The following is a 23,679-nucleotide window of genomic DNA, read 5'->3' as shown; positions in this document are numbered from 1 at the left end:
CCCGGGACCGCTGCATCGGTTGACGCGGTAGGTCTGTTGATCTGTTGTCGGTGGTCGTTCGCGTAGGCGAGGAGGTCGGTGGGCATGGTCCTCGCCCTGGTTGTGGCCGCGGTGGTGGTCGTGGTCGCACTTGCGGGGCTGAGCGCCTTCGCGGTGCGGAGGCGGCTGATCCAGCGGGTGGGCGGTACCTTCGACTGCTCGCTGCGGTTGCGGATGCCGGAGGCCGCGGAGATCGCGGCGGTGACCGCCGCCGAGGCGGCCGCGCAGGAGGCGCCCTCGGACGTCCCCGAGTCGGGGGCCGAACAGGCCGCCGCGTCGGCGGGGGACGGCAAGGGCTGGGTCTTCGGCGTGGCCCGGTACAACGGCGACGACCTGGAGTGGTTCCGGGTCTTCAGCTACTCGCCGAGGCCGCGGCGGGTGCTGCGGCGGCCGCTGATCGAGGTGGTGTCCCGGCGGACGCCGGAGGGGCAGGAGGAGCTCGCCCTGCTGTCCGGCGCGGTGGTGCTGAGCGCCCGCGTCGACGGCGAGCCGATCGAACTCGCGATGAGCGAGGACGCCCTGACCGGATTCCTGGCGTGGCTGGAGGCGGCACCTCCCGGCCAGCGCGTCAACGTCGCCTAGCCCACGTCCGTCCCGCGCGGTCGTCCGCCGCCCACGGGGGCCGTGGATCGCGGGCGGCCATACGCTGTCGGGCATGGTTAATCTCACCCGTATCTACACCCGGACCGGGGACGACGGGACGACCGCACTCGGCGACATGAGTCGGACGTCCAAGAACGACTCGCGGCTGAACGCCTACGCGGACGCCAACGAGGCGAACGCCGCCATCGGCGTGGCCGTCGCCGGCGGGGGTCTCGGCGAGGACGTGGTCGCCGTGCTGACCCGGATCCAGAACGACCTCTTCGACGTCGGCGCCGACCTCTCCACCCCGGTGGTGGAGAACCCCAAGTACCCCCCGCTGCGCGTCCTCCAGTCGTACATCGACCGCCTGGAGGCGGACTGCGACCGCTACCTGGCCGAGCTGGAGAAGCTGCGCAGCTTCATCCTCCCCGGCGGCACCCCGGCGGCCGCCCAGCTGCACTTCGCCTGCACGGTCGTCCGCCGTGCCGAGCGCTCCACCTGGGCGGCGATCGCGGAGTACGGCGACGGCGTCAACCCGCTGACCGCGAAGTACCTCAACCGGCTCTCCGACCTCCTCTTCATCCTGGCCAGGACGGCCAACAAGGAGCGGGGGGACGTCCTCTGGGTCCCGGGGGAGAACCGCTAGGGGAGGCGCAGCGCCCCCTGGGGGTTCCCACCCCCTAGGGCAGCGGCACCGCCCGGTCGGCCAGCAGGGCCACCGAGGAGAGGTCGGGGGTGGTGAGGAGGACGGCGACCCCGCCGTCCGCCCCGGCCGGGTCGCGCAGCATCCGCAGCAGCGCCCGCAGTTCCTCGCCCTCCTGCGGGGAGAGCCCCGCCGCCGGGTCGTCCAGCAGCAGCACGGCCGGCCGGTGGAGCATCGCCAGCGCGATCCGCGCCCGCAGCAGCTCGCCCGGGGTGAGCTCGTCCCAGCCCAGTTCGAGCAGTGGGACCAGCTCCAGGTCGAAGGCCAACTCCGCGGCCCTGTCCCGGGCCTGGCCGCGGGAGAGGCGCATCAGCTGGCCGTGCGAGACCAGCGCCGCGCCCAGCGTCGTGTCGCCGGCCCACGCGGCCGTGCCGTACGGCGGGGGCCCGGCCAGACCGGTCAGCCAGCGCGCCTCCGCCCGGTCCCCGGAGAGCTCCCGGCCGGCCACCGCGAACAGGCCGCCCAGCGCCGGCTCGGCCCCCGCCAGCACCCGCAGCAGTCCCCGCGCCCGCTCGGCGCTCTCCGGCTCGTCCTGCGCCGCCACCACGGCCACCGCCTCGCCCGGGAGCAGCCGGAGGTCCAGCGGCCGCCCGGCGCCGCCCCAGCGGAGGCGGTGGACGTCGAGGGCGGGGGGTGGAGCGGAGGAGAGGGCGGTCGAGGCGGCGCGGAGTTGGGCCATGGGACCACATAAGCAGAGCCGGAAGAAAACTGCAACCACTCCAAAATTCAAGTGATCCCAGTTAGGCTGGGGGCATGGAGGAGGGCCTTCGAGCACGGAAGAAGCGGGAGACGCGGCAGCGGATCTCGGACATCGCCACCGGACTGTTCCTGGAGCGCGGGTTCGTGACGGTGACCGTCGCGGACGTCGCGCGGGCCGCCGACGTCTCGGTGAACACCGTCTACAACTACTTCCCCAGCAAGGAGGACCTCTGCCTGGACCGCGGCGAGGCGCAGCGGCAGCGCCTGGTGCGGCTGCTGAGCGAGCGGCGGCCGGGGGAGTCGGCGGCCCGCGCGGTGCTGCGCGGGCTGCGCGAGGAGATCGAGAACCGGGACCCGACGCTCGGGCTGAGCGGGCACTTCGCCCACTTCATGCGGATGGTGCTGGCCTCCGACTCGCTGAGTCTGCGGATGCACACCATCGGCCGGGAGATGGCCGAGGCCTTCGCCGCCGCGCTGCACGAGGAGCTCGGCACCGGGCCGGAGGACGTCCGCACCGACCTGGTGGCGAGTCAGATCGCCTGGGCGCAGCGGGACGTGCTGGGCGAGATCGGGCGGCGGGTGCTGGCCGAGGAGCCGGTGGACGAGATCGTCCGGTCGGCGCTGGACCGGCTCGACGTACTGGAGTCGCTGCTGAGCGACGAGGTGCTGGAGTACGCCGTGCGGAAGGGCTGACGTGCGGAAGGGCTGACGTGCGGAAGGGCCGAAGGACTGGCGGTCCGGCGGTCCGGCGGTCCGGCGCTCCGGCCGCGTCAGGAGTCGCCCGGCTCCACCAGGCCGAGCACCTCGCGGGAGCGCTCCGCGTCCGCCTCGAAGACCATCAGCCGGGGGCCCTCGGTGGTGTTGGCCACGGTGTGCCGGATGCCCGCGGCCCGCAGCCGGCCGGACATCCGCCGCGCCTCCTCGGCGTCCCCGGGCGCGGCCACCGGCGTCAGCAGCCCGTAGTCGCCCGGCGCGCCGCGCCGCGACTGCCGGTGGGCCACCGAGGAGCGGCTGCGCGACCACGTCCAGCGCAGCAGCAGGAACAGCACGGCGACCACGATCAGCGGCAGGGCGAGAGCGGCCAGCGGACTGTCGGTGTACATAGGCGTCGTCCCCCGGTCGGTTTGGATCTTGAGTTCTATTCTCTACCCGAGAGGCCGATTGTGTCCGGGGGGAATTCAGCCGGGGGAAGTGCCCCGGGAGATCGCCCGGTTGGGCGCCTCGCGCCCAGTGAACTTCCTCACGTCGGCGTGGAACCGTGGAGTTTTACCGCTTTCTTGGGCAGCCTGTTGTAGTGCGCTCGCGGTACCGGACGAGCATTCTCACTCGGACGAGTGAAAAAGCCCCAGATCTGGTCGAGTACCGCAACCTCAGTACCTGGTTCGGCGTCAGACATGCGTCGGATGAGATGAGATGACGGTCGGCCATTCGAGCGGCAGGCTGATCGGACCGGGACGGAGAGCCGGAGAGCCCGGGACGGCGCACGGCGGTCACAACGGTGGCGAGCGGAGGGACTCAGCGGATGCGGATCACTGGCGACCGGGCCGAGCTGGCCATCGAGGGGCGCCTGGACGTCCGCACGGCCGCCGACGCGCGGGTTCGCCTCCACGACGCCGTCGACGGCGGCGAGGGAGACCTGATCCTCGACCTCAAGGCGCTGGAGTCCTGGGACGCCACCGGCCTCGGCGTCATCATGGGCACCCACCGCCGGGCCGGCCGCAGCGGCCGCCGGCTGGTGCTGCGCGGGGTGCCGCCGCAGCTGCAGCGGCTGCTCGTGGCGACCAAGCTGCACCGGATCCTGGCCATCGAGGGGATGGAGCCGCAGCCGGCAGGCGCGGCGCACGCGGCCCTCTGACCACGCCTCCGGCGCTCTCCGGCCAACTCGCTGCCGCCCGTCTGACGGGCTGTCACACTGGAACCGGGACAGGCGTACCGGCTTTCCCACCCCTTGGTGCGGACGCCGGGTAGGTCTAGCGTTGGGATCCCGGCACTGCTGAGTGCGGGATGGGGGGCGGAACAACATCATGAAGCCACGTACAGGTGGACCCGGGGACAGCGGGAGAGAACCCGTCGGGGGGGCTTACGGGTCGGCCGCGGGCCGTGACGACGAGTCGCGCTCGGACGAGACCGCATCGGGTTTTCCGGAGCACCGGGAGTACATACCGTCGGAATCCACCGCCGGCACCGACGACGGACCCGCCGGCGCCGGCGAGCCGGTCACCTCGACCGCCGTCACCGCCGTGCGCCCGCGTGCGGAGAGCGGCGGCCCGCGCGGGCTGACCGGACCGGCCGCCGTCATCTCAGGCGACCTGCTGCTCACCGTCGACACACCGGGCGGGACCACCGTCGAGCCCTGCCCGCCGGAGCGCCGCCCGGGTGCCTCCGCCGACGCCTTCTCCACGGCCGGCTGGGAGGAACCAGAGACGGTGCCGCTGCCCGCGCTCGCCCCAGGGCAGCCAGGGCAGCCAGGGCTGCGCGGGCAGGCCGTGGCGGGCGCTGCGGAGGCCGAGAACGGGCCGCTGCTGGAGCGGGTCGCCGAATGCCGGCGGCTCAGCACCCTGCTGGCGCAGGGCCGCTCGGTGCGGGTCACCGGACCGCGCGGCTCCGGCAAGTCGGCCGTGCTGTCCCTCCTGGCCGCCTCGGCGGAGGGGCTGGCGCCCAACGGGGTGGTCCGGCTGGCCGGGTACCGGCGCACGGTCAACGACCTCCTCCAGGACCTCTTCGCGGCCACCGCGCCGCCGCTCTTCCGCGGCGACGGCAGCCCCGGCCGGCCGCGCTTCCGCCCGGACCGGGCCCAACTCCGCGTACTGCTGCGGGAGGTGGGCGCGGTGGTGGTGATCGACGACCTGGAGTGCGGCGGCGAGCTGCTGGAGGAGCTGCTGGAGACCGCGCCGGAGTGCGCCTTCCTGGTCTCGGCGACCCCGGACGTGCCGCCGCCGGTGCCCGACTCCCGGATGGAGGACGCGGTGCTCCGCGGCCTCTCCCGGGAGGGCGCGCTGCGGCTGCTCTCCGAGCGGACCGGGCGGCCGCTCACCGACGAGGAGCAGGCCTGGGCCGCCGACCTGTGGTTCGAGTCCGGCGGGCTGCCGCTGCGCTTCGTCCAGGCCGCGGCGGTGCTGCGGCACCGGGACGCGGCCCGGGCGGACCGGAGCGCCGCCGCGGTGGACCCGGAGGGGCCGACCAGGCCGCTGCCGGTGCTGCCGCGGGATCCGCGGGCGGGCTACCGGGCGCGGGGGGTGCCCGAGGGCTTCGCGGGCGGACTCTTCGACGCGATGGCCGGTCCTGGCCCGGGCGGGGGAGCGGCCGCGGACTCCGGCGGCCGTGCGGCGGCCGCGGCCTCCGTGGACCTGCTGGGTCCCCTGCCGGACATCGCGGACAGCGCCCCGCCTGCGCTCCGCCTGGCCGCCGGGCTCGGCCCGGAGGCCCGGCGGACGCTGCGGCTGGCCGCCGCGCTCGGCGGCGAGTGCCCCGCCGCCCCGCACCTGGCCGCGCTGGCCGAGGTCGGCCACGGCGAGGCCGCGCTGCGGGAGCTGGTCGAGTGCGGCCTCGCCACCCGCGTGGGCACCCATCTGCGGCTCGCCGAGGGCGTGGCCGAGATGCTCGCCGGGGACGCCGTCGAGGACGTCGAGTCGGTCCGGACCGTCCAGGATGCGGTCCGCCATTTCGCCTGGTGGACGGGGCACTCCGCGGTGATGGCCGACCAGGTCTCGGACGAGGCCGAGGTGCTGCTCGCCGCGCTGCAGGCGGTGCGGGACACGGGCGGCCACGGGGCGGTCGTGCGGCTGGCCCGCTCGGCCGCGCCCTGCTTCGCGCTGGCGCTGCGCTGGAGCGCCTGGGAGCGCACCCTGCGGTACGGCCTGGAGGCCGCCAGGACCAACCGCGCGGTGGCCGAGGAGGCCTGGTTCCACCACGAGTTGGGCGTGCTGGCGTTCTGCGTCGGGGCGTACGACCGGGCGCGGGCCGAGCTGGAGTCCGCGGTGGCGCTGCGCGGGGCGCTGGGCGACACCCGCGGGGTGGCCGCGGGCAGGACCGTGCTGGAGCTGCTGGGGGTCTCCACGGCCGCCCAGGGGCTGCCGGCGGGGTCGCTTCCGCAGCACCGGACGCGGCGGCTCGGGGTCTTCCAGTCCGCGGGCGGCGGAGCGGGCGCGGGGCGGAGCCGGAGCGCGGGCGCCGGCGCGGGCGTGCCGGCGCCGCCGCCCGCGCCCGGGTCGAGGACGGCTCCCGGCGCGGGCGGGCCCGGTGCGCCGGGTGCGCCCGGCGGCGGCCCGGACTTCCCCGGGCCGGCCGTCCCCGAGCCCTCGGGCTGGGGCCACGGGCTGATCACCCGCCGGAACATGGCCGCGGCGGCGTCCGGGGCGGTACTGCTGGGGGCGCTCGCCTCGGTGGTCGCGCTGGGCGCGGGGACCCACGGGAACGGCTCGGACAACGCCCCGCTGAACGTCGCGCCGGTGCCCTCGGCGAGCACCCCGGGGCAGAAGACGCCGGGGCTCAGCCCCTCGCCGTCCGCACCGGGCAGCCGGAACGGCACCGGCAACGGCGCCACCACGGGCGGCGCCGGCAACCCGACCACCTTCGGCGGCGGGGGCGCGGGCGGTTATGGACCGACGACGGGCCCCGCGGCCTCCGGTACCGGCGGGGTGCTGCCGCCGCCGGCGGGGCCGACCTCCGGATCGCGGCCGACGACGGTCCGTCCGACGACGGGCGGGACGACGCCGCGCCCGACCCAGACCAGGACCAAGAGCCCGACGCCGACGGCGCCCCCGACGACGAAGCCGCCGACCACTCCGCCTCCGACCACGGCGCCGCCGACCACCGCGCCGCCCACCACGAAGCCCCCGCCGAGCGTCGCCGGACCGACCACCACGCCGTCGACCTCGGCGGCGAATCCGACGGTCAACTCGCCGACCACGGCGGCGGCGCCCTCCCTCACCACCACCAAGTCGTCGACGGCGCCCACCACTTGAGCGCCCTCGGAGCCGCGCACCACGGCGGCGCGGCCCGCCCCGCCCGGCGACGGCACCCGGGTCGCCGCCCGGTCCCCGTCGCCGGGCGCGGGGGGCCGCGCCGCCGGGCGGCTAGAAGAGCTTGAGTTTGTCGTCGTCCAGGCCGCGGAGGCCGTCGTAGTCGAGGACGACGCAGTCGATCCCGCGGTCCTGGGCCAGCACCCGCGCCTGCGGCTTGATCTGCTGGGCCGCGAAGACGCCCTTCACCGGGGCCAGCAGCGGGTCCCGGTTGAGGAGTTCGAGGTAGCGGGTGAGCTGCTCGACGCCGTCGATCTCGCCGCGGCGCTTGATCTCCACGGCGACGGTCCGGCCGTCCGCGTCCCGGCAGAGGATGTCCACCGGGCCGATCGCGGTCGGGTACTCCCGCCGGATCAGCGACCAGCCGGCCCCCAGCACCTCCATCCGGTCCGCGAGCAGCTCCTGCAGATGCGCCTCCACTCCGTCCTTCACCAGACCGGGGTCGACGCCCAGCTCGTGGGAGGAGTCGTGGAGCACCTCCTCGAGAGTAATGATCAACTTCTCGCCGGCCTTGTTGACGACCGTCCAGAGGGCTTCGGCGCCGTCGGCACCCTCGGCCTCCTGGAGGGTGCACGGCGGCGACATCCAGTTCAGCGGCTTGTAGGCGCGGTCGTCGGCATGCACCGAGACCGAGCCGTCCTGTTTCACCAGGATCAGCCGGGGGGCGCTGGGCAGATGGGCCGTGAGCCGCCCTGCGTAGTCGACAGAGCAGCGGGCAATTACGAGACGCACGGTCGACCACGCTAGCCCACGGGGGCCAATCGGAGCGATTCTCGCGACGACCCCGTGGAGGGGGCGGGGAGTCGTACGCCGGAACGTAGCGGTGGGTGTAGTCGTGGTGTACGCGGAGTACGCGCCTCCGCGTGCACCGACCGCAACGACGATGGCCGGATCCTGTAGTCGAACCCTGGTGTACCCGTACACGTTGGCTTACGGTGTGTCACGCCGCCAGGCTTTCGGAGGGAGATTGCTGATGGGTTGTCAGATGCGTTGCTAGGTGGGGGTCCTCGACGGTTCGTGCCCAGCGGAGTCAGGTATTCCGCCCCGGGTGGCCTTGCGGTCCTGGCAGGCTTGAACGGGGCTGAGCGGGGACGCCGCCCGGGTGGCGGGGACGCCGTCGGGACCCGGCAGGCGGGCGTCGCGCGGCTTTTGAAGCGCAACGGAGTTCTCGAGGTCTCAAGGCAAACAGGGTTCTCAGGGTTCTCAACGTCGGCACGAACCGCTTGGGGCAGCCACCTGCACGAGCACGCAGAAGCAATGCCGCCGGATCGGTGGATCGCAGTGCTGCCCGTCCGCAGCAGCACACAGCGCCATTCGATCACCGCACCTCCCGGGGACGGAATCCGCCGTCGCCGGGTCCGCGAGAGGAGAAACCATGTCGCTCGACGTCTCACCGGACCTGCTCGACAAGGCCGAGCGAGGCGATGTCGACGAGCGCGAGTTCGTCGACTGCGTCCGCACTTCCCTGCCCTACGCCTGGGAGCTGATCAGCTCACTGGTCGCCCAGACCAAGGTGGACGGCTCGGATTTCGCGGACAACCAGGTGCCGCCGCCGTCCGAGCAGGCCAGGGGGCAGCTGCTCAGGGCGATGGCCAGTGACGCGATACGCGGCGCCCTGCAGCGTCACTTCGGCGTCCGGCTCGCCTTCCAGAACTGCCATCGAGTGGCCGTCTTCACCCCCGGGCCCCGGAGCGACGAGCGGTACACCCGTTTCACCTCCATCCGCGCCCAACTGCTCAACCAGTCCCCGGAGTTGCGGGACTGCTGAGTCGGCGGGCACCGCCCGTTCCCCGGCCGACCACGCCGGGGAACGGGCGCACCCGAACGGCCCGGACGCCGCACGGCGACGCCCCCGACGGGCCCTCCGGGGACCGATCACCGAGCCGCGCGGCCGGCCGTCACGGGTCGGCGGACCACCACGCCTCCTGATCGGTCGCCAGGGGAAGGTCATCGCAATTGCGGCAGCACCTCGCCGCCGAGCCGGGAGACGTTCCTGAGGGTCTCGGCGCGGTCGCCGGTGCCCTCCACCAGCAGCGCGAACCGCCGGATCCCGGTGCGCTCGGCGGTCGCCGCCAGCCGGTCCGCGCAGTGCCGGGCGGGCCCGACCGCATGGAGGTCGCACAGCAGCTCGGTGTACCCGTGCGGGTCGCGCATCCGTCGCTCCCGGCCGTCCACCGTGCGGTGGGCGCTGAGGCCGTGGTCGAACCAGTCCGGCATCGACCGCAGCAGGGTCCGCCGGGCCTCCGCGACGGTGTCGCCGACCTGGGCGACCCCGGCGGCGACATGGTTCCGCTCCGCCTCCGCGATCTCGTCCGGGGTCCGGCCGGCGGCCCGCGCGGCGGCGCGGTAAGCGGCCAGCATCTCCTTCTTGTCGTCGTCGCCCGAGTGCATGCCGAGGAGCATCGGCAGTCCGCGCTCGGCCGCCAGCCGTACGGTCGGCTTGGACGTGCAGGCCACGATCACCGGCGGACCGGCCTGTCCGGACTCCCGCGGGAACGCCGATCCGCCCACCTCGGCCAGGCTTTCGGCGAGCCCGCCGATGCCCTCCATGCCGTCGATGGCCCCGTGGCCGGCCAGTTCGGCGAACGGGACGCCCAGGGCGCCCCCGGTCGGCGCGCCTCCGGCACCCGAGCGCCGGGGCGGTCGGCCGGGGCGCGGGAACCGGCTGCCGATCCCGCGCGACCCGCGCGGACCGCCGGCCGCGCGCCGCGCGCCGCCGCCGCGCCGCCCGGGCGGGCCCAACAGCGGTTTGTACGGGGCGTATTCGGGCCCCGTCGGGCACTCGGCCCCGGCGAACCCGCTGAGACCGCCGAGAGCGCCCGCCCCGCCGGGCAGGCCGTCCCGCCCGCCCTGCGGCAGCGGCTGCTCGGTGGCCCGCGGGACGACGTCCACCTCCGGAAACGAGTAGCGCGGACCCTCGGCCCCCACCCGCGACTCGCGCAGCCAGCGGAGGAGGAGGTCGAGCGCCTCGGGGAAGCCGTTCTCGAACGCCTCCAGGCCGGTGCCGAAGACGTCGAGGTCGACCCACGGCCCGCCGCGGCCCACCCCGAGGGTGAACCGGCCGCCGGAGATCAGGTGCAGCAGGGCGGCCTGTTCGCCCAGCGCCACCGGGTGCTGGTTGGGCAGGACGCTCACCGCCGTGCCGATCCCTATCCGCCGGGTCCTGCCCAGCAGTAGCGCGGCAAGCGTCGTCGCGGACGGGCAGACCCCGTACGGGACGAAGTGGTGCTCGGCCAGCCAGACGTCGGCGAGCCCGGCCTGTTCTGCGGCGACCGCCGCGGAAACGGCGCGGTCCAGCGCCTCCGCGTGCCCCTGCCCGGGAAACTGCGCGGCGAGCAGGAACACCCCGACGCCGATGGGCAGTTGCTCCTCGCCGCGGATCGGGGCGGCCTGCGCGCTCTGGACGGCGCCGGCCGCCACCGGAGTGGCGAGGGCGGTGTTGTCATGTCTGGGCGACAGTGACATGGCGTGTCACTCCTTAGGTCCCGCGGGGCACTACGGTCCCGCGTCTACCCCTCCGGAGTAACCCATGTCATGTGCCAGCGGCACGCGAGTCGGGAGAGTTGACCTGAGTTCGAGTGCATATCGCCGAAACCATGGGCGCGATCGGACGCGCCGTGATATTGATCCGGTTTCGCTCCCGAAGCCGCCTCCAGCCTACCCTGGGTGGGTCCGCAGCTCCGGCGAGAGGAACCGCTCGTGTCCCCCCGACGTAACACCCCCAAGCGCAACGGGCGTTCCGCAGGGCGGGCCGACGGCACCGGGAAGGCGGGCGAGGAGGACCGCGAGGACGGCCCGCGCTCGCTCGGCGGCTGGTACCTCGAGCGCACCGAGCGCTTCCGCGGGGAGGACTGGAAGGTCCGGCCGGTGGACGGGGGCAGCGGCAAGGTGTACCGCTGCCCCGGCTGTGAGCAGGAGATCCGTCCCGGCGTCGGCCATCTCGTCGCCTGGCCGGAGCACGCCGGCGTGGAGGACCGGCGGCACTGGCACGGCGCGTGCTGGAACGCGCGCGACCGGCGCGGAGCCGCCGTTCAGCGCTCCCGGAACGCGCCCCGCTACTGAATCACCCGAAGGAAACGCCGGGCGCCGTACGGCACTTGACGGCCGGCCGGGTCGGCCGGGTCGGCTCAGGCGTCCCGGGCGGCGGTGGCGGCCAGCCCGCCGGCCAGGACCAGCGCGGTCACCACCGCCAGCAGCGAGATCAGTGTCCACGGCCCGGGGCCGCCGCCGATGAACGGCACCCCGAACTGCGCCACCAGCCCGTCCAGCAGCGAGTACTCCAGCAGCTTCTGGCCCACCGGCCGGGTGCCGGAGAAGCCGACGGCGATCAGCCCGAGGATGAAAGGGAGGAAGAGCAGCCCCAGCACGATGGTGATGGACCCGGCCGAGTGCCGGATCAGCGTCCCGATCGCATAGGCCAGCATGCCGAGGAGGGCCATGAAGACCCCCGCGCCCAGGCTGGCGTCGAGCCGGTCCATCCCGGTCGGGACGGCGCCGCCGCCCGTGCTGTCGCCGGGCAGCAGGAGGGCGCTCAACAGCATCCCGACGGTGGTGCAGAAGGTGCAGAGCACCAGCAGCACCGTCAGCAGCACCAGCGTCTTGGCCGCCAGCACCCGCAGCCGCGCCGGCGCGGCGACGAAGGTGGTGCGGATCAGCCCGGTGCTGTACTCCGAGGTGATGCTGAGCGCGCCCAGCGGCACCACCGCGAGCTGGCCCAGCAGCACGCCGGGGATGAGCACCCGGATGAAGGTGAAGGGCGAGCTGTCGCGCCCGCTGATGGCGACCCCCAGGCCGAGGTCGAGCACCAGCACCAGGCCGGCCATCAGGCCGAGGCACCAGTAGGTGGAGCGGACGCTCCACAGCTTGGTCCACTCGGCGGCGACCGCGCCGAAGAACCCGCCGCCGGGCTCGGCGGACGGCCCGGGCGGGTGACCGGCCGGCGGGTAACCGGCGGGTGGGTATGCGGCCGGCGCGCCGGCGGGCGCGGGCGCCCCAGGCGCGTAACCGGCGGGCGCGGGCGCCGCGGGCGCGTACCCGGCGGGCGGCTGCCCCGCGAACCCGCCGCCGGGCGGCGGCCCACCGAAACCCCCTGCGCCGTAGGGCGGTTGCGGGGCCGGCTGCGGCGCGACGGGCGCCTGCGGCGGTACGCCCGGCCCCCACCCCTGGCCGCCCTGGAACGGCGGCTGCGGCTGCCCCGGCTGCTGTGGCTGCTGCGGCTGCTGTGGTGTGCTCATCCTCGTCCGCCTTCCCCCGTGCCGCCCCACCCCTGACCGGGCGCGAATCCCCCGACGGGCGCCTGCTGCGGCGGCCCCCAGGGCGCCGGCGCCGGCGCGGGTCCCGCCGGCTGGGTCGGGCCCGCCGTTGCCCTGTACTCCACCGCGTGCTGGGTGAGCCGCATGTACGCCTCCTCAAGGGAGGCCTGCCGCGGGGTGAGTTCGAGCAGCCGGACGCCGCCGTCGAAGGCGACCCCGCCGACCCGCTCCGAGTCCAGCCCGGTGACGGCCAGCCCGCCGTCCTGCTCCGGCGCCGCCTGCCCGCCGGCCTCCCGCAGCAGTCCGGCCAGCCGCTCGGTGTCCTCGGTGCGGGTGCGCACCCGCACCGAGCCGCCGACCGAGTGCTGCCGGATGAAGTCCTCCACGCTGATGTCGGCGAGCAGCCGGCCGCGGCCGATGATGATCAGGTGGTCGGCGGTGAGGGCCATCTCGCTCATCAGATGGCTGGAGACGAAGACCGTGCGGCCCTCCGCCGCCAGCCCCTTCATCAGGTTCCGGATCCAGAGGATGCCCTCCGGGTCCAGTCCGTTCACCGGCTCGTCGAAGAGCAGCACCTGCGGATCGCCCAGCAGCGCCGCCGCGATCCCGAGCCGCTGCCCCATCCCCAGTGAGAAGCCCTTGCTGCGCTGCCGCGCGACCTCGCTCAGCCCGACGAGGGCGAGCACCTCGTCCACCCGCTGCCGGGAGAGCCCGCCGAGCTGCGCCAGCGAGAGGAGATGCCGGTAGCCGCTGCGCCCGCCGTGCACCGCCTTGGCGTCCAGCAGCGCGCCGACCGTCCGCATCGCGTTGGAGAGGCTGCGGTACGGCTGCCCGCAGACCGTCGCCGTGCCGGAGGTGGGCGCGTCCAGGCCCAGGATCATCCGCATCGTGGTGGACTTCCCCGAGCCGTTCGGCCCGAGGAATCCGGTCACCACCCCCGGGCGGATCCGGAAACTCAGATCCTCGACGGCGGTCTTCAAGCCGTATCGCTTGGTGAGGCCGCGTGCCTCGATCATCCGTCGCTTCCTTCCCCCTGGCGGATGTCGTGGATGCTTCAGGTGTCCACCCAATCACGCCCGCCCGCCGGTTCGCAGGACCGGCCCCCATCCGTCACAGCCGTCTCACGCGTCCCGCTGCCGCAGTACCAGCCAGCCTCCGCACAGGGCCGCGGCCACCCAGAGCACCGTGATCAGGATCCCCGTCCAGGGTCCGAAGGACGCGTCGCTGGGCTGGTGGACGTCCATGATCCGCTGACCGGCCTTGTCCGGAAGGTACTTGGCGAAGGCCTTCACCCCCGGGATCGCCTGCAGGATGCTCGACACCATGAAGAAGAACGGCACCAGGATGCCCAGCGCCAGCGTCCTGCTGCGCAGCATCGTCGTCGCGCCGAGCGAGAAGAGGGCGAGCAGCGTCAGATAGAGGGCGCAGCCGATCACCGCGCGGAGCACGCCGGGCGCGCCGATGGTGGTGCCGTGCTCGCCGAGTAGCGCCTGCCCGAGGAAGAACGTCACGAACGCGGTGATCAGGCCGATCACGAAGACCCCGGCGGCCAGCACCACGCCCTTGGCGAAGAGCAGCCTCCCGCGTACCGGCACGGCGGCCAGCGAGACGCGGATCATCCCGCTCGCGTACTCCCCGCCGATCACCGTCACGCCCAGCACCACCGCGGCCAGCTGACCGAGCATCAGCCCGCCGAAGCCGGTGCTCACCGGGTCGAAGTAGCCGCTGGAGCCGACCACCGACTGGAAGTCGTTCGCGGTGAAGACGCAGATCACCGCGCCCAGGCCCACTGTGGCGACGAAGAGGGCGAGGGCGGTCCAGCGGGGCCCGCGCACGGTGCGGAACTTGGTCCATTCGGCGGCCAGCGCCGCCGAGGTGGCACCTGACATGGCGTCAACCGTCCTTCTCGTCCTCGTCCGAACGCCGCCGGCCTGCGCGGCGGCCCTGCTCCCAGCCCGCACCCCAGCCGGCCGGCGGCGAAGCGGCGGAGCTGCCGCCCCGCGCCGGTCCGCCCGCCGCGCCGGGGCCGCCCGCCACACCGGAGCCGCCCGCCGCGCCCGAACTGTCCGCCGGTTCCTGGCTGTCCGCCGGCCCTGCGCCCGGGCCCAGACCCGTCGGCGTCGCCCGCGGATCGGCCGAGCCGAGCAGATCCGTGCCCGCGGCCGTCCTGCCCGCGTGGTACTCCACCGACTCGGCGGTCATCGCCATGAACGCCTCCTCCAGGGAGGCGCGCTGGACGCTCAGCTCGTGCAGCGGCACCCCGTGCTCGGCGGCGAGGTCGCCGATCCGCGCCGAGACCCGCTCGTCGGCGTCCTCGACGGTCAGCAGCGCGGCCTGATCCCGCTGCCCGGCCTCCGCCCGGATCCCCGCCCCGGAGAGGAGTCCGGCCAGCCGGTCCGGCTGCGGGGTGCGGACCCGGACGACGCTCCGCGCGTTGCGGTCGATGAACTCGCGCATCGACACGTCGGCGAGCAGCCGGCCGCGGCCGATGATGATCAGGTGGTCGGCGGTGAGGGCCATCTCGCTCATCAGATGGCTGGAGACGAAGACCGTGCGGCCCTCCGCCGCCAGCCCCTTCATCAGATTGCGGATCCAGAGGATGCCCTCCGGGTCCAGTCCGTTCACCGGCTCGTCGAACATCAGGATCCGGGGATCGCCCAGCAGCGCCGCCGCGATCCCGAGCCGCTGCCCCATCCCCAGCGAGAAGCCGCCCGACCGGCGTCTGGCCACCTCCCGCAGGCCGACCAGCTCCAGCACCTCGTCCACCCGGCGCGGCGGGAGCCCGTTGCTCCGGGCCAGCCACAGCAGGTGGTGGTAGGCGCTGCGCCCGCCCTCCACCGCCTTGGCCTCCAGCAGCGCGCCGATGGAGGTGAGCGGGCGCGGCAGCCCGGCGTACGGCAGGCCGTCGATGGTCACCCGGCCGCTGGTGGGGTGGTCCAGGCCGAGGATCATCCGCATGGTGGTGGACTTCCCGGCACCGTTGGGCCCCAGGAAGCCGGTGACCACCCCGGGCGGGATGGAGAAGGTGAGCGCGTCCACGGCGAGCTTGCCGCCGTAGCGCTTGGTGAGCCGGTCCAGCTCGATCATCCACCGCTCCCGTCCGCCGCCGATGACACTCCGTCAAAACCGCACATTAAGTGCTAACTTATGGCAAAACGCTCGGCGGGGAGGTCCCGGCGCGCCCTTGGCGGCCCCGATAACGTGGTGGCATGACCGACCGCATCTCCGTCCGGGAATCCGGCTCCGGCACGCCGCTCGTCCTGCTGCACGCCTTTCCGCTCAACTCGTCGATGTGGCAGAGCCAGTTGGACGAGCTGCCGGGCCGGGAGGGCACCGACGCCCGGGTCATCGCCGTCGACCTGCGCGGCTTCGGCGGCACCCCGCTCGGCGAGGACGCCCCCTCGCTCGACCTCCTCGCGGACGACCTGGCGCTGATGCTGGACCGGGCCGGCATCGACCGGGCGGTGCTCTGCGGGCTCTCCATGGGCGGCTACACGGCGATGGCCTTCGCCCGCCGGCATCCCGAGCGGCTCCTCGGTCTGATCCTGGCCGACACCAAGGCCACCGCGGACGACGAGGCGGCCAAGGCGAACCGGGAGCGGATCGCGCGGACCGTCACCGAGGAGAAGAGCGTCCGGGTCGTCGTGGAGGAGCAGCTGCCCGAGCCGCTGCTGGGCGCCGAGGCGGTACGCCGCGGGCCGGAGCTGGTCGACCATGTGCGGCGGATCGCCGAGGCGGCGCCGCCGGAATCGGTGGCGTGGGCGCAGCGGGCGATGGCCGCGCGAGGGGACTCGCTGGACGTCCTGCGGGGGGTGACGGTGCCGGCGCTGGTGGTCGTCGGCGAGGACGACGCGATCACCGGGGTCGCGGACGCGCGGGCGATGGCGAAGGCGCTGCCGGCGTCCGAACTGACCATCCTGCCGGGGGCCGGCCACCTCTCCTCGCTGGAGGTCCCGGAAGCCTTCAACGACGCCGTCCGCGGGTGGCTCCGCCAGCTGCCGTAGCCGTCCCGCGGAAGTACGGAGCGGCCCGAGGGGCGCGCCGGTTGCCCGCGCCCCTCGGACCGCTCCGCCACCTGCCGGAGGGTCAGGCCGCCCGCGCCGCGTGGCGGAGGTGTTCGGCGACGGCGGACAGCGTCGCGCACTCCGCGGACGGCGCCGCGCGCAGCCGCGCCCGCCCGCCGCCCGCGAACGACTCCGCCAGCGCGTCGAAGTCCGCGACCAGCGCCTCCCGCACGGCCCGCTCCGGCACCCCCGCCGCCCCCGCGTCCAGCCGCACCGCGCAGGCCGTCGTCGCGTCCACCACCCGCTCCAGCGCCCCGATCGCCGGCGCCCACCCCGGCACCCCGCGGGCCAGCGTCGGCAGCTCGGCCGCGGTCAGCTCGACCGCCGCCCGCGCCTCGGCCAGCGCCCGGTACGCGGCCCGCCGCAGCAGCAGCCGCTGCTCCCGCTCGTCGGGCCGGTTCAGCACGTGGTCGAGGTAGCGCCCGGCCGCCCGCACCGCGACCACCACCCGTACGGCGACCCGCGGCCGCGCCCCGCCGTGGATCGGCAGATGCCCGACGACCAGCACGATCGCACACGCGGCCAGGGTGTCCACCACCCGCGTCCAGGCCGCAGGACCGGGGTTCCCGGCCAGCCCGACGAAGGACAGCACGAGGACCGTGACGGCGGTGGTCTGCGCGGCGAAGTGCCGGGCCGACAGCAGCGGCACCAGCGTCCCGAAGACCGCCGCAAGACCCAGCAGCACCCAGGTCCCGCCGCCAGCCGCGGCCGCCACCCCGGCGAAGGCCAGCGCACCGGCGATCGTCCCGGCCGCCCGGCTCGCCACCCGCGAGACCAGCGGCCCCAGGTCCGGCTTCACCAGGAAGGCCACGGTCACCGGCATCCAGTACCAGTGGTCGGGGTGGAGCAGCGTGGCGACCGCGGCGCTGGCCGCGACGCAGAGCGCCACCCGCAGCCCGTACTCCTGCCCGGAGCGGCCGAGCGCCCGCCGCAGCCCCTCCCGGAGGTCGGCCCGGAAGCCCTGGCGGTAGGCCAGGCCGCCGGCGGCGCCCGCCTCCGGCCCCGGGTCGGCGAACGAGAGGGCCGCGTTCAGCAGGGCGTTGTCCAGCGCCCGCAGCCCCGCGTCCGCCCGTACCGGCGCGGGCACCGGGCCGACCCGCTCGCCGCTGCGCACCGCCGCGGCCAGCCGCCGGACCCCGAGCACCGCCCGGTCCGGCACCGGATTCCCCTCCCAGAGCAGCGCGGCGGCCGCCTCGGCCAGGCTGTTCACCGCCCGGAACTGGGCGCGCAGCCGCTCCTCGGCGGCCCGGTGGAGGTGCAGCCGGGGGCCGCCCACGGACTCCTGGGCATGGTTGAGCGCCGCCGCCATCCGGTCCCGGGCGGCCTGCGCGCCGTCGGTGCCGGCGGCGGTCAGCGCCCGCGCGACCGTGTCGTACGCGGCGGCGACCGCCGCGCGCTCGGCGCCCAGCAGCGAGCGCCCCGGGAGCGCCACGGCCGGCAGCAGCCGCAGCGCCAGCCCCCAGCCCGCGCCGGCCAGGAAGGAGGAGGCCCGCAGCCAGCCCGGACCGGGCAGCGCCATGGCCGCCCCGAGCACCGCGGTGACCAGCAGCTGGGTCCCGGCCGCCGAGGCGACCGGGCCGACCGCGCCGAGCGCCCCGGCCGCCAGCCCGGCCAGTGCGAGGCCGACCACGGCCACCAGCGGGGAGTCCGCCGGGCCGTACGCGGCCAGCGCGGAGCCGTAGAGGATGCCGAGGGCGCCGCCGAGCGCGGGGCCGCCGAGCCTGAAGGGGGCCGTGCGGTGGGCGCCGATCCGGTCGTTCAGCACCACGAAGAGGGCGCCGAGGGCGGCGAGGACGCCCAGCCCTGGGCTGCCGGCGAGGACGCCGACGGCCAGCGAGGGGCCGATGCTGAGCGCCGCCCGGGCGGCGGTGCGGTACGGCAGGGGGCCGCGCTGCCAGGTCACGGCGTGCGCGAGCCAGGCGGGCGCGGTGCGGGCGGGGTCACGGGTGCGGGCCACTGAGCTCCTGACGCTGTCCGGGGATGTGCTGAGCGGACAGCGGTGGCCGCGGCTTCGCCTCCCAGGGTACGGGGGCACGCGTTACGACGGGATTTCCCGGCCGCGCCGGCCCCGCCGCCTCGGCCCCGGCGCCCCGCCGTCTCGGCCCCGGCGCCCCGGAGCCCGAGCGCGAAACGGCGCCGCGCCCGGCAACGGAGTCCGGGTTGTCACCCAGCTCTCGTTGTCGGGCGCGGCGCCGTAGCCGGCAGGCCTCAGCGGGACTGCTGCGCGGGAACCCCCCGGCCCAGCGCGTCGTCGTCCACGCCGGTCGAGGTGCTGCCGGCGGCGGCGACCGCCGCACCGGTCAGCGTGGCCAGCATCTCGCGGACGTTGGTCAGCTGGGCGTTGATGCTGTCGCGGCGGTTGGTCAGCGCCGCCAGCTCGCGCTCGGACTCGCTGCGGATGCGGTCGGCCTTGGCGTTGGCGTCCGCCACGATGTCCTCGGCCTGGCGCTGCGCGGTCTCGACGGTCTGACGGGCCCGGCGCTCGGCGTCGGTCCGCATCTTCTCGGCCTCGAGGCGGAGCTGCTCGGCGCGGTGCTCGATCTCGGCGAGGCGCTTCTCCGCCTTCGCCTGGCGCGCGGCCAGGTCGCGCTCGGACTGCTCGCGGCGCTTGGCCAGGTTGGTCTCGAAGTCGGCGGCGGCCTGCGCGGCCTTGGCCCGGGTCTCCTCGAAGAGGGCGTCCGCCTCCTCGCGCTTGGCGGCGGCGTCCTTGTTGGCCTCGGCCCGGAGCTGGGAGGCGTCGCTCTTCGCCTTGTCGACGATGCGCTGCCCCTCCTCCTCGGACTTCGCCTTGCGCTCCTTCGCGTAGGACTCGGCCTCGCTGCGCACCTGCTGGGCGGCGCCCTCGGCGAGCTCGCGGTGCTGCTCGGCCGCGCGCCGCGCCTCGTCGCGCAGGTCCTTGGCCTCTTCCTCGGCGAGCCTCAGGATCTTCTCGACGCGCGCTCCGAGACCCGCGTACGAGGGCTCCTGGTCCTGGACCTGGGCCTGCGCGTTCTGGGTCTCCAGATGCAGCTCTTCGATCCGCTTCTCCAATGCGGAGATGCGTGCCAGCGCCCCGTCACGATCAGCGACCAGCTTGGCGATGCGCTCGTCAACCTGAGCCTTCTCGTACCCGCGGCGCACGACATCGAAGCCGTGCGGAGAGTGTGTGTCGCTCATGGGGGTGGAGTTCCTGTCGTATGCCCGGTGAGGTGATAGGGGGAATCCTGGCACGAAACCGGAGTGTCATCGACCCAATCCCGATGAAGAGTGGAGAATGTCCGCTCAATCGGGTGGTGGTGTCTCGGACCGTTTGCCACCCGCACGGGTGGCTCCCGCCGTGACACCCGCCGACGCTCCCGCGGGAGCGCCCGGTTTCCCGCCTCCGCGCTGCTGCCCCGGCTTGCCGTTGCCCCCGTTGCCTCCGTTGCCGGAGGACCCGACGCCCTTGCCCGAGGCGGCCGGTGACGGTGCCTCGAACTGCTCCAGAGCCTGCAGCACATCCTGTACGCGGGCGATCTCGGTGTTGATGTCGCCGCGGCGCCGGATCAGTTCGTCCAGCTCCCGGCGGCCCTCCTCGGTCGCCCGCTCCGCCTCGGCCCGCGCCTCCTCGACGATACGCCGGGCCTCCTCGGTCGCCTCCGACCGGGTCCGCTCGGCGTCCTCGCGAGCCTGCCGCAGCTCCGACTCGCCCTCGGCGAGGCGGCGTTCGGCCTCGCTCTCGGACTCGGTCCGGCGCTGCTCGGCTTCCTTGATCAGCGTCTCGGCCCGCTTGACGGCGGCCAGACGCACCTTGCTCGCCTCCGAGGACGCCTCGGAGGAGATCTCCATGGCCCTGGTCTCGGCCTGGGCGGTGAGCTCCGCGGCCCGCGCCTCCGCCTCGGCCACCACGGCCTCCGCCTTCTGCTCGGACTCGGCCAGCGCCTCCCGGCCCTGCTGCTCCATCTCGGCCAGCTGGTCCTGGGTCTCCGCGATCAGTCTGTCGACCCGCTCGCCGGCGGCCTTCATCTGGTCTGCGGCCTCCTTGCGGGCCCGCTCGTGGAGCTCCTCGACCTCGGCGTCGGCGCGGGCGCGCAGCTCCTCCGCGCGCTCCCGGATCGCGGACGCGTCCCGGCGGGCCTCCACCAGCATCTCGTCCGCCTCGGCGCGGGACTTCTCGACCAGCGCGTTGCCCTCCGTACGGGCCTCGTCGACCAGCCGGTCGGCCTCCCCGCGGGCCGCCGCGACCATCGCGTCGGCCTGCTCCTCGGCCGCCGCCGCCATGGACAGCGCGGTCGCCTCGGCCTCCGAAGCGGTGCGCTCCGCGGACTCCTGAGCCTCCGTCAGGCGGCGCTCGGCCTCCGCCTCCGCCTCCGAGCGGACCCGCTCCGCGTAGGCGTCGGCCTCACCGCGGAGGGTCTCGGACTCCTCGGTCGCCGCCGCCCGCTCCCGGCGCGCCTCGGCGAGCAGCTCGTCGGCGGTCTCCGCGGCCTCCATCCGGACCCGGGACGCCTCCGACTTGGCCTCCTCGCGCAGCGCCTCGGCCTCCTGCCGGACGCTCTCGGCCTCCTCGGCGGCGGACCGCCGCAGCCGCTCGGCCTCGGCGCGGGCGCTCTCCCGCGTCTCGCCGGCCTCCCGCTCGGCCTCCTCGCGCAGCTGCGCGGTGCTCTGCTCGGCGGCCTCGTGCAGCCCGGCCACCGACTGCCGTACGGCGGCGGCCTCCTCCTCGGCGACGGCCACCAGCTCGTCCGCCTTGCGGGCGGACTCGGCCAGCTTCTCCGCGGCCTGCTGCCCGGCCTCCGCGGTGGTCCGCTCGGCCTCGGCGCGGGCGCTCTCCAGCGCCTCCCGGGCCTCCGTGAGCAGCCGCTCGGACTCGGCGAGCGCCGCCGACTCCACCTCGCCGGCCTCGCTGCGGGCCCCGGCGAGCAGCTCCTCGGCCTCGGTACGCGCCCGGGTCAGCAGCTCCTCGGCCTCGGTGCGGTCGCGGGTGGCCTCCTCGCGCAGCCCGGCCAGGTCCGCCTCGGCGGCCGCGCGCTGCTCGGCGACCTCGGCGGCGGCCCGCTCGCGCAGCTCGGCCGCGAACGCCTCGGCCTCGGTGCGCGCCAGCTCGGCCGCGGCCTGGTTCTCCGCGGCCTCGGCGCGCTGCCGCCGCAGCTCCTCCGCGGCCTCGTCGAAGGCCCGCTGCGACTCCTCGCGCAGCCGGTCGGCCCCGGCCTCGGCCTCGGCGCGCAGCCGGTCGGTCTCGGCGCGCACCTCCTCGCGCAGCCGCGCGGCCTCGTCCCGGGCCTCCGCGACCAGCTGCTCGGAGCGCGCGGTGGCCTCCGAGAGCTCCTGCTCCGCACGGGAGTTGAGCTCGCGTACGGCCTCGCCCGCGGCGGCCAGCTCGCGTTCGGCCTCGGCCCGGGCGCCGGAGGTGGTGCGCTCCGCCTCGCCGCGGGCGTCGGCGAGCAGCCGCTCCGCCTCCGTCCTGGCGTCCGAAAGCTCGCGCTCGGCATGGGAGTTGAGCTCGCGGGCGGTCTCCCGGGCGGCGGCCAGCTCGCGTTCGGCCTCGTCCCTGGCCCCGGCGGTGGTGCGGTCCGCGATCGCCCGGGCGTCCGCGGTGGCCCGGTCGGCCTCGCCGCGGGCCCGGTCGAGCACCGCCTCGGCCTCGGTACGGGCCTCCTCCAGGGCGCGTTCCCGCTCGGCGCGGGTCTCCTCGGCGAGGGCGGCGGCCTTCCGCTCCGCCTCGGTCCTGATCTCCTCCCGGAGCGCCTCCGCCTCGTCGGTGAGCCGGGTCGCCTCGGCCCGCGCCCGGCTCAGCACGGCCTCGGCGCGGCCCTGCACCTCGGCGGCCCGCTCCTGGGCGGCGGTCCGGATCCGCTCGACCTCCTCGGCGGCGCCCGCGCGCAGCTCGTCCGCGTCGGCCTTCGCCTTGACCAGCAGCTCCTCGGCGCTGCGGGCGGCCTCCTCGATCTGCGCCATCGCCTGCCGGCGGGCCTCGCTGCGGGCGCGCTCCGCCTCGGCGGCGGCCTGGGCGCGCTGCTCCTCGGCCTCGTCCCGCAGCCGGGCGGCCTGCTGCTGGAGCTCCTCGGTACGGCTCCGGATGTCCTTGGTCTCGTCGAGGGCCACCGACTGGGCCTGCTCGACGGCCTCCTGGGCCTCCGCGCGCAGCCGCTCCGCCTCGGCCTTGGCCTCGGCGCGGATCCGCTCGGCCTCCTCGGCGGCGGTCTGCCGGGTGGTCTCGGCCTCGCGGCCGGCCCGGGCGGTGATGTCCTCGGCGGTCCTGGCCGCCTTGGCGAGGTGGATGGTGGCGCTCTCGGCGCCCTCGCTGCGGCCCCGCTCGACCGCCTCGGCGCGCAGCCGCTCGGCGTCCTCGGACGCCTCGGTACGCAGCCGCTCGGTCTCCTCGGCGGCCTCGGCGCGCAGCCGCTCGACCTCCGCCTCGGCCTCGGCCCGGCGCTGCTCGGCCTCCCGGAGCGCCGTCTCGGCCTGCTCCCTGGAGATCTCCGCGGTCTTTCGCAGCTCGGCCAACTCGGCCTGCGCCTCGGCGAGTTGGCGCTCCGAGTCGGCCCGAAGCTCGCTGCGCATCCGCTCCAGCCGGGCGAGCAGCTCGGTGCGCTCGCGCTCGGCGGTGGCGCCGGCCTCCTCGGCCTGCGCGGTGGCCGCGCTGATCAGCCGCTCGGCCTGGGCCTGCGCGCGGGCCAGCGCGTCGGCGGCGTCCTTGCGGATGTTCTCGGCCTCGGTCCTGGCCTCGGCCCGCTCCCGGTCCAGCACCGCCTGCGCCTGCGCGCGGGCGTTCGCCACCAGCCGCTCGGCCTCGGCGCGGGACTCCTCGAGGATCCGCCGGGCCTCCTGCTCGCTGCCGGCCCGGTTCTGCTCGGCCCAGGAGACGTTCTCGTTGACATGCCGCTCGGCGTTCCGGCGCAGCTCGGCCAGCTCGTCCTCGATCAGCCGGCGGCGCTGCGTCTCCTCGGCGGTGAGCTCGGCGTCCAGCCGGGACCTGCGCTGGGCGGTCTCGGCGGCCAGGCGCTGCGCCTCCGCCTGCATCCGGGCGGTGTCGGCGCGGATCTGCTCGGCCTCGGCCTGCGCGGTGCGCAGCAGGTGCTCGGCCTGGCTGGTGACGGAGTCGAAGGCGCGCGGCTGGGCGAGCTGCCGACGGGCGTCGTGCAGCTTGGCCCGGAGCACCTCCACCTGGTAGGCGAGGTCCTCGGCGTGTTGGACAGCCTTGTCCCGCTCCGTGCGAAACCGGTCGATCTCGGCTTCGAACTTGGAGAGGTGATCATCAACCTCGTAGCGGTCGTAGCCCCGCACTCCGCGGTCCCATCCATCTCCTGGTCGCGACTTCGACCAGCCCTCTCCTCGGCGCCCCCGCCGACGGTGGGTCG

18 protein-coding genes and 2 pseudogenes are annotated in these 23,679 nt (G+C 75.3%); 8 read left to right on the top strand and 12 right to left on the bottom strand.

The genetic code is table 11. The annotated features are described in order from the left end of the window. The first annotated feature begins 84 nt into the window (after nucleotides 1-84). On the top strand, nucleotides 85-621 hold the full coding sequence (locus BS73_RS15190; RefSeq protein ID WP_037572764.1) for a DUF2550 domain-containing protein: 537 nt from the start codon (nucleotides 85-87) through the stop codon (nucleotides 619-621). Between the two features lie 73 nt (nucleotides 622-694). Further along, complete coding sequence (locus BS73_RS15185; protein ID WP_037572761.1) at nucleotides 695-1,267, top strand: cob(I)yrinic acid a,c-diamide adenosyltransferase; 573 nt, start codon at nucleotides 695-697, stop codon at nucleotides 1,265-1,267. 34 nt (nucleotides 1,268-1,301) lie between these two features. On the opposite strand, the gene BS73_RS34690 is transcribed toward BS73_RS15185, so the two are convergent. Continuing rightward, nucleotides 1,302-2,003, bottom strand: coding sequence for an ATP-binding cassette domain-containing protein (locus BS73_RS34690; protein ID WP_051939962.1), 702 nt, complete (start codon nucleotides 2,001-2,003; stop codon nucleotides 1,302-1,304). Nucleotides 2,004-2,077: 74 nt separating this feature from the next. Here BS73_RS34690 and BS73_RS15175 point away from each other — a divergent pair, with 74 nt between their 5' ends. Continuing rightward, the gene (locus BS73_RS15175; protein WP_037572753.1) at nucleotides 2,078-2,716 is read left to right on the top strand and encodes a TetR/AcrR family transcriptional regulator; all 639 of its coding nucleotides are present in this window, start codon (nucleotides 2,078-2,080) and stop codon (nucleotides 2,714-2,716) included. A gap of 77 nt (nucleotides 2,717-2,793) precedes the next feature. Here the strand turns inward: BS73_RS15175 and BS73_RS15170 are convergent, their stop codons facing one another. Next, nucleotides 2,794-3,126 (bottom strand): hypothetical protein, encoded by a 333-nt coding sequence (locus tag BS73_RS15170; protein WP_037572751.1) that lies wholly within the window; start codon nucleotides 3,124-3,126, stop codon nucleotides 2,794-2,796. A gap of 419 nt (nucleotides 3,127-3,545) precedes the next feature. Between BS73_RS15170 and BS73_RS15165 the strand changes: the two genes are divergently transcribed. Together BS73_RS15165 and BS73_RS38245 are read left to right on the top strand one after the other, a co-directional pair. After that, nucleotides 3,546-3,878 (top strand): STAS domain-containing protein, encoded by a 333-nt coding sequence (locus BS73_RS15165; protein WP_037572749.1) that lies wholly within the window; start codon nucleotides 3,546-3,548, stop codon nucleotides 3,876-3,878. A 169-nt stretch (nucleotides 3,879-4,047) separates the two neighbouring features. Continuing rightward, entirely contained in the window at nucleotides 4,048-6,987 is a 2,940-nt protein-coding gene (locus BS73_RS38245) for an ATP-binding protein (protein WP_051939961.1), read from the top strand. A gap of 111 nt (nucleotides 6,988-7,098) precedes the next feature. On the opposite strand, the gene nucS is transcribed toward BS73_RS38245, so the two are convergent. Continuing rightward, nucleotides 7,099-7,776, bottom strand: a complete 678-nt coding sequence (gene nucS, locus BS73_RS15155; protein ID WP_037572747.1) for an endonuclease NucS — start codon at nucleotides 7,774-7,776, stop codon at nucleotides 7,099-7,101. Nucleotides 7,777-8,419: 643 nt separating this feature from the next. Here nucS and BS73_RS15150 point away from each other — a divergent pair. Continuing rightward, nucleotides 8,420-8,812, top strand: coding sequence for an SCO5389 family protein (locus BS73_RS15150; protein WP_037572745.1), 393 nt, complete (start codon nucleotides 8,420-8,422; stop codon nucleotides 8,810-8,812). A 179-nt stretch (nucleotides 8,813-8,991) separates the two neighbouring features. Here the strand turns inward: BS73_RS15150 and BS73_RS15145 are convergent. Both BS73_RS15145 and BS73_RS15140 read right to left on the bottom strand, forming a co-directional pair. After that, nucleotides 8,992-9,543: pseudogene (locus BS73_RS15145) on the bottom strand (LLM class flavin-dependent oxidoreductase); the annotation flags it as partial. 330 nt (nucleotides 9,544-9,873) lie between these two features. Continuing rightward, nucleotides 9,874-10,401: pseudogene (locus tag BS73_RS15140) on the bottom strand (LLM class flavin-dependent oxidoreductase); the annotation flags it as partial. Between the two features lie 342 nt (nucleotides 10,402-10,743). On the opposite strand from BS73_RS15140, the gene BS73_RS15135 reads away from it, so the two are divergent. Continuing rightward, nucleotides 10,744-11,106 carry a hypothetical protein gene (locus tag BS73_RS15135; RefSeq protein ID WP_037572744.1) on the top strand — a complete coding sequence of 121 codons (363 nt, stop codon included), beginning with the start codon at nucleotides 10,744-10,746 and terminating at the stop codon, nucleotides 11,104-11,106. 65 nt (nucleotides 11,107-11,171) lie between these two features. On the opposite strand, the gene BS73_RS37405 is transcribed toward BS73_RS15135, so the two are convergent. The 4 genes from BS73_RS37405 to BS73_RS15115 form a co-directional block, all read right to left on the bottom strand. After that, entirely contained in the window at nucleotides 11,172-12,278 is a 1,107-nt protein-coding gene (locus BS73_RS37405) for an ABC transporter permease (protein ID WP_063836999.1), read from the bottom strand. Beyond that, the gene (locus BS73_RS15125) at nucleotides 12,275-13,312 is read right to left on the bottom strand and encodes an ABC transporter ATP-binding protein (protein ID WP_084704082.1); all 1,038 of its coding nucleotides are present in this window, start codon (nucleotides 13,310-13,312) and stop codon (nucleotides 12,275-12,277) included. Before BS73_RS15125 ends, BS73_RS37405 begins: the two co-directional genes overlap by 4 nt. 105 nt (nucleotides 13,313-13,417) lie before the next feature. Further along, the gene (locus BS73_RS15120; protein WP_037572742.1) at nucleotides 13,418-14,185 is read right to left on the bottom strand and encodes an ABC transporter permease subunit; all 768 of its coding nucleotides are present in this window, start codon (nucleotides 14,183-14,185) and stop codon (nucleotides 13,418-13,420) included. A 4-nt stretch (nucleotides 14,186-14,189) separates the two neighbouring features. Further along, a complete protein-coding gene (locus tag BS73_RS15115; protein ID WP_037572740.1) occupies nucleotides 14,190-15,383 on the bottom strand; it encodes an ABC transporter ATP-binding protein in 1,194 nt (397 codons plus the stop codon). A 122-nt stretch (nucleotides 15,384-15,505) separates the two neighbouring features. On the opposite strand from BS73_RS15115, the gene BS73_RS15110 reads away from it, so the two are divergent. Continuing rightward, nucleotides 15,506-16,300, top strand: coding sequence for an alpha/beta fold hydrolase (locus tag BS73_RS15110; protein WP_037572738.1), 795 nt, complete (start codon nucleotides 15,506-15,508; stop codon nucleotides 16,298-16,300). An 82-nt stretch (nucleotides 16,301-16,382) separates the two neighbouring features. Here the strand turns inward: BS73_RS15110 and BS73_RS15105 are convergent, their stop codons facing one another. The 3 genes from BS73_RS15105 to BS73_RS15095 form a co-directional block, all read right to left on the bottom strand. Next, nucleotides 16,383-18,317, bottom strand: a complete 1,935-nt coding sequence (locus BS73_RS15105; RefSeq protein WP_063836998.1) for an FUSC family protein — start codon at nucleotides 18,315-18,317, stop codon at nucleotides 16,383-16,385. Between the two features lie 251 nt (nucleotides 18,318-18,568). Further along, on the bottom strand, nucleotides 18,569-19,516 hold the full coding sequence (locus BS73_RS15100) for a coiled-coil domain-containing protein (protein WP_037572736.1): 948 nt from the start codon (nucleotides 19,514-19,516) through the stop codon (nucleotides 18,569-18,571). Nucleotides 19,517-19,621: 105 nt separating this feature from the next. After that, nucleotides 19,622-23,605, bottom strand: coding sequence for a hypothetical protein (locus BS73_RS15095; RefSeq protein ID WP_037572734.1), 3,984 nt, complete (start codon nucleotides 23,603-23,605; stop codon nucleotides 19,622-19,624). Nucleotides 23,606-23,679: the final 74 nt, after the last annotated feature.

The sequence above is a fragment of the Phaeacidiphilus oryzae TH49 genome, from assembly GCF_000744815.1.
GTDB lineage: Bacteria > Actinomycetota > Actinomycetes > Streptomycetales > Streptomycetaceae > Phaeacidiphilus > Phaeacidiphilus oryzae.
Note: the sequence above shows the minus strand (reverse complement) of the source record. Positions and strands in the feature narration are given on the sequence as shown.

Excerpts from the sequence above, each read along its gene's own strand:
- BS73_RS15125 (WP_084704082.1), bottom strand. The coding sequence starts at position 13,312 with ATGATCGAGGCACGCGGCCTCACCAAGCGATACGGCTTGAAGACCGCC.
- BS73_RS15190 (WP_037572764.1), top strand. The coding sequence starts at position 85 with ATGGTCCTCGCCCTGGTTGTGGCCGCGGTGGTGGTCGTGGTCGCACTT.
- BS73_RS37405 (WP_063836999.1), bottom strand. The coding sequence starts at position 12,278 with ATGAGCACACCACAGCAGCCGCAGCAGCCACAGCAGCCGGGGCAGCCG.
- BS73_RS15110 (WP_037572738.1), top strand. The coding sequence starts at position 15,506 with ATGACCGACCGCATCTCCGTCCGGGAATCCGGCTCCGGCACGCCGCTC.
- BS73_RS15100 (WP_037572736.1), bottom strand. The coding sequence starts at position 19,516 with ATGAGCGACACACACTCTCCGCACGGCTTCGATGTCGTGCGCCGCGGG.
- BS73_RS15175 (WP_037572753.1), top strand. The coding sequence starts at position 2,078 with ATGGAGGAGGGCCTTCGAGCACGGAAGAAGCGGGAGACGCGGCAGCGG.
- BS73_RS15150 (WP_037572745.1), top strand. The coding sequence starts at position 8,420 with ATGTCGCTCGACGTCTCACCGGACCTGCTCGACAAGGCCGAGCGAGGC.
- BS73_RS15185 (WP_037572761.1), top strand. The coding sequence starts at position 695 with ATGGTTAATCTCACCCGTATCTACACCCGGACCGGGGACGACGGGACG.
- BS73_RS15120 (WP_037572742.1), bottom strand. The coding sequence starts at position 14,185 with ATGTCAGGTGCCACCTCGGCGGCGCTGGCCGCCGAATGGACCAAGTTC.
- BS73_RS38245 (WP_051939961.1), top strand. The coding sequence starts at position 4,048 with ATGAAGCCACGTACAGGTGGACCCGGGGACAGCGGGAGAGAACCCGTC.
- BS73_RS15170 (WP_037572751.1), bottom strand. The coding sequence starts at position 3,126 with ATGTACACCGACAGTCCGCTGGCCGCTCTCGCCCTGCCGCTGATCGTG.
- BS73_RS15115 (WP_037572740.1), bottom strand. The coding sequence starts at position 15,383 with ATGATCGAGCTGGACCGGCTCACCAAGCGCTACGGCGGCAAGCTCGCC.
- BS73_RS34690 (WP_051939962.1), bottom strand. The coding sequence starts at position 2,003 with ATGGCCCAACTCCGCGCCGCCTCGACCGCCCTCTCCTCCGCTCCACCC.
- BS73_RS15165 (WP_037572749.1), top strand. The coding sequence starts at position 3,546 with ATGCGGATCACTGGCGACCGGGCCGAGCTGGCCATCGAGGGGCGCCTG.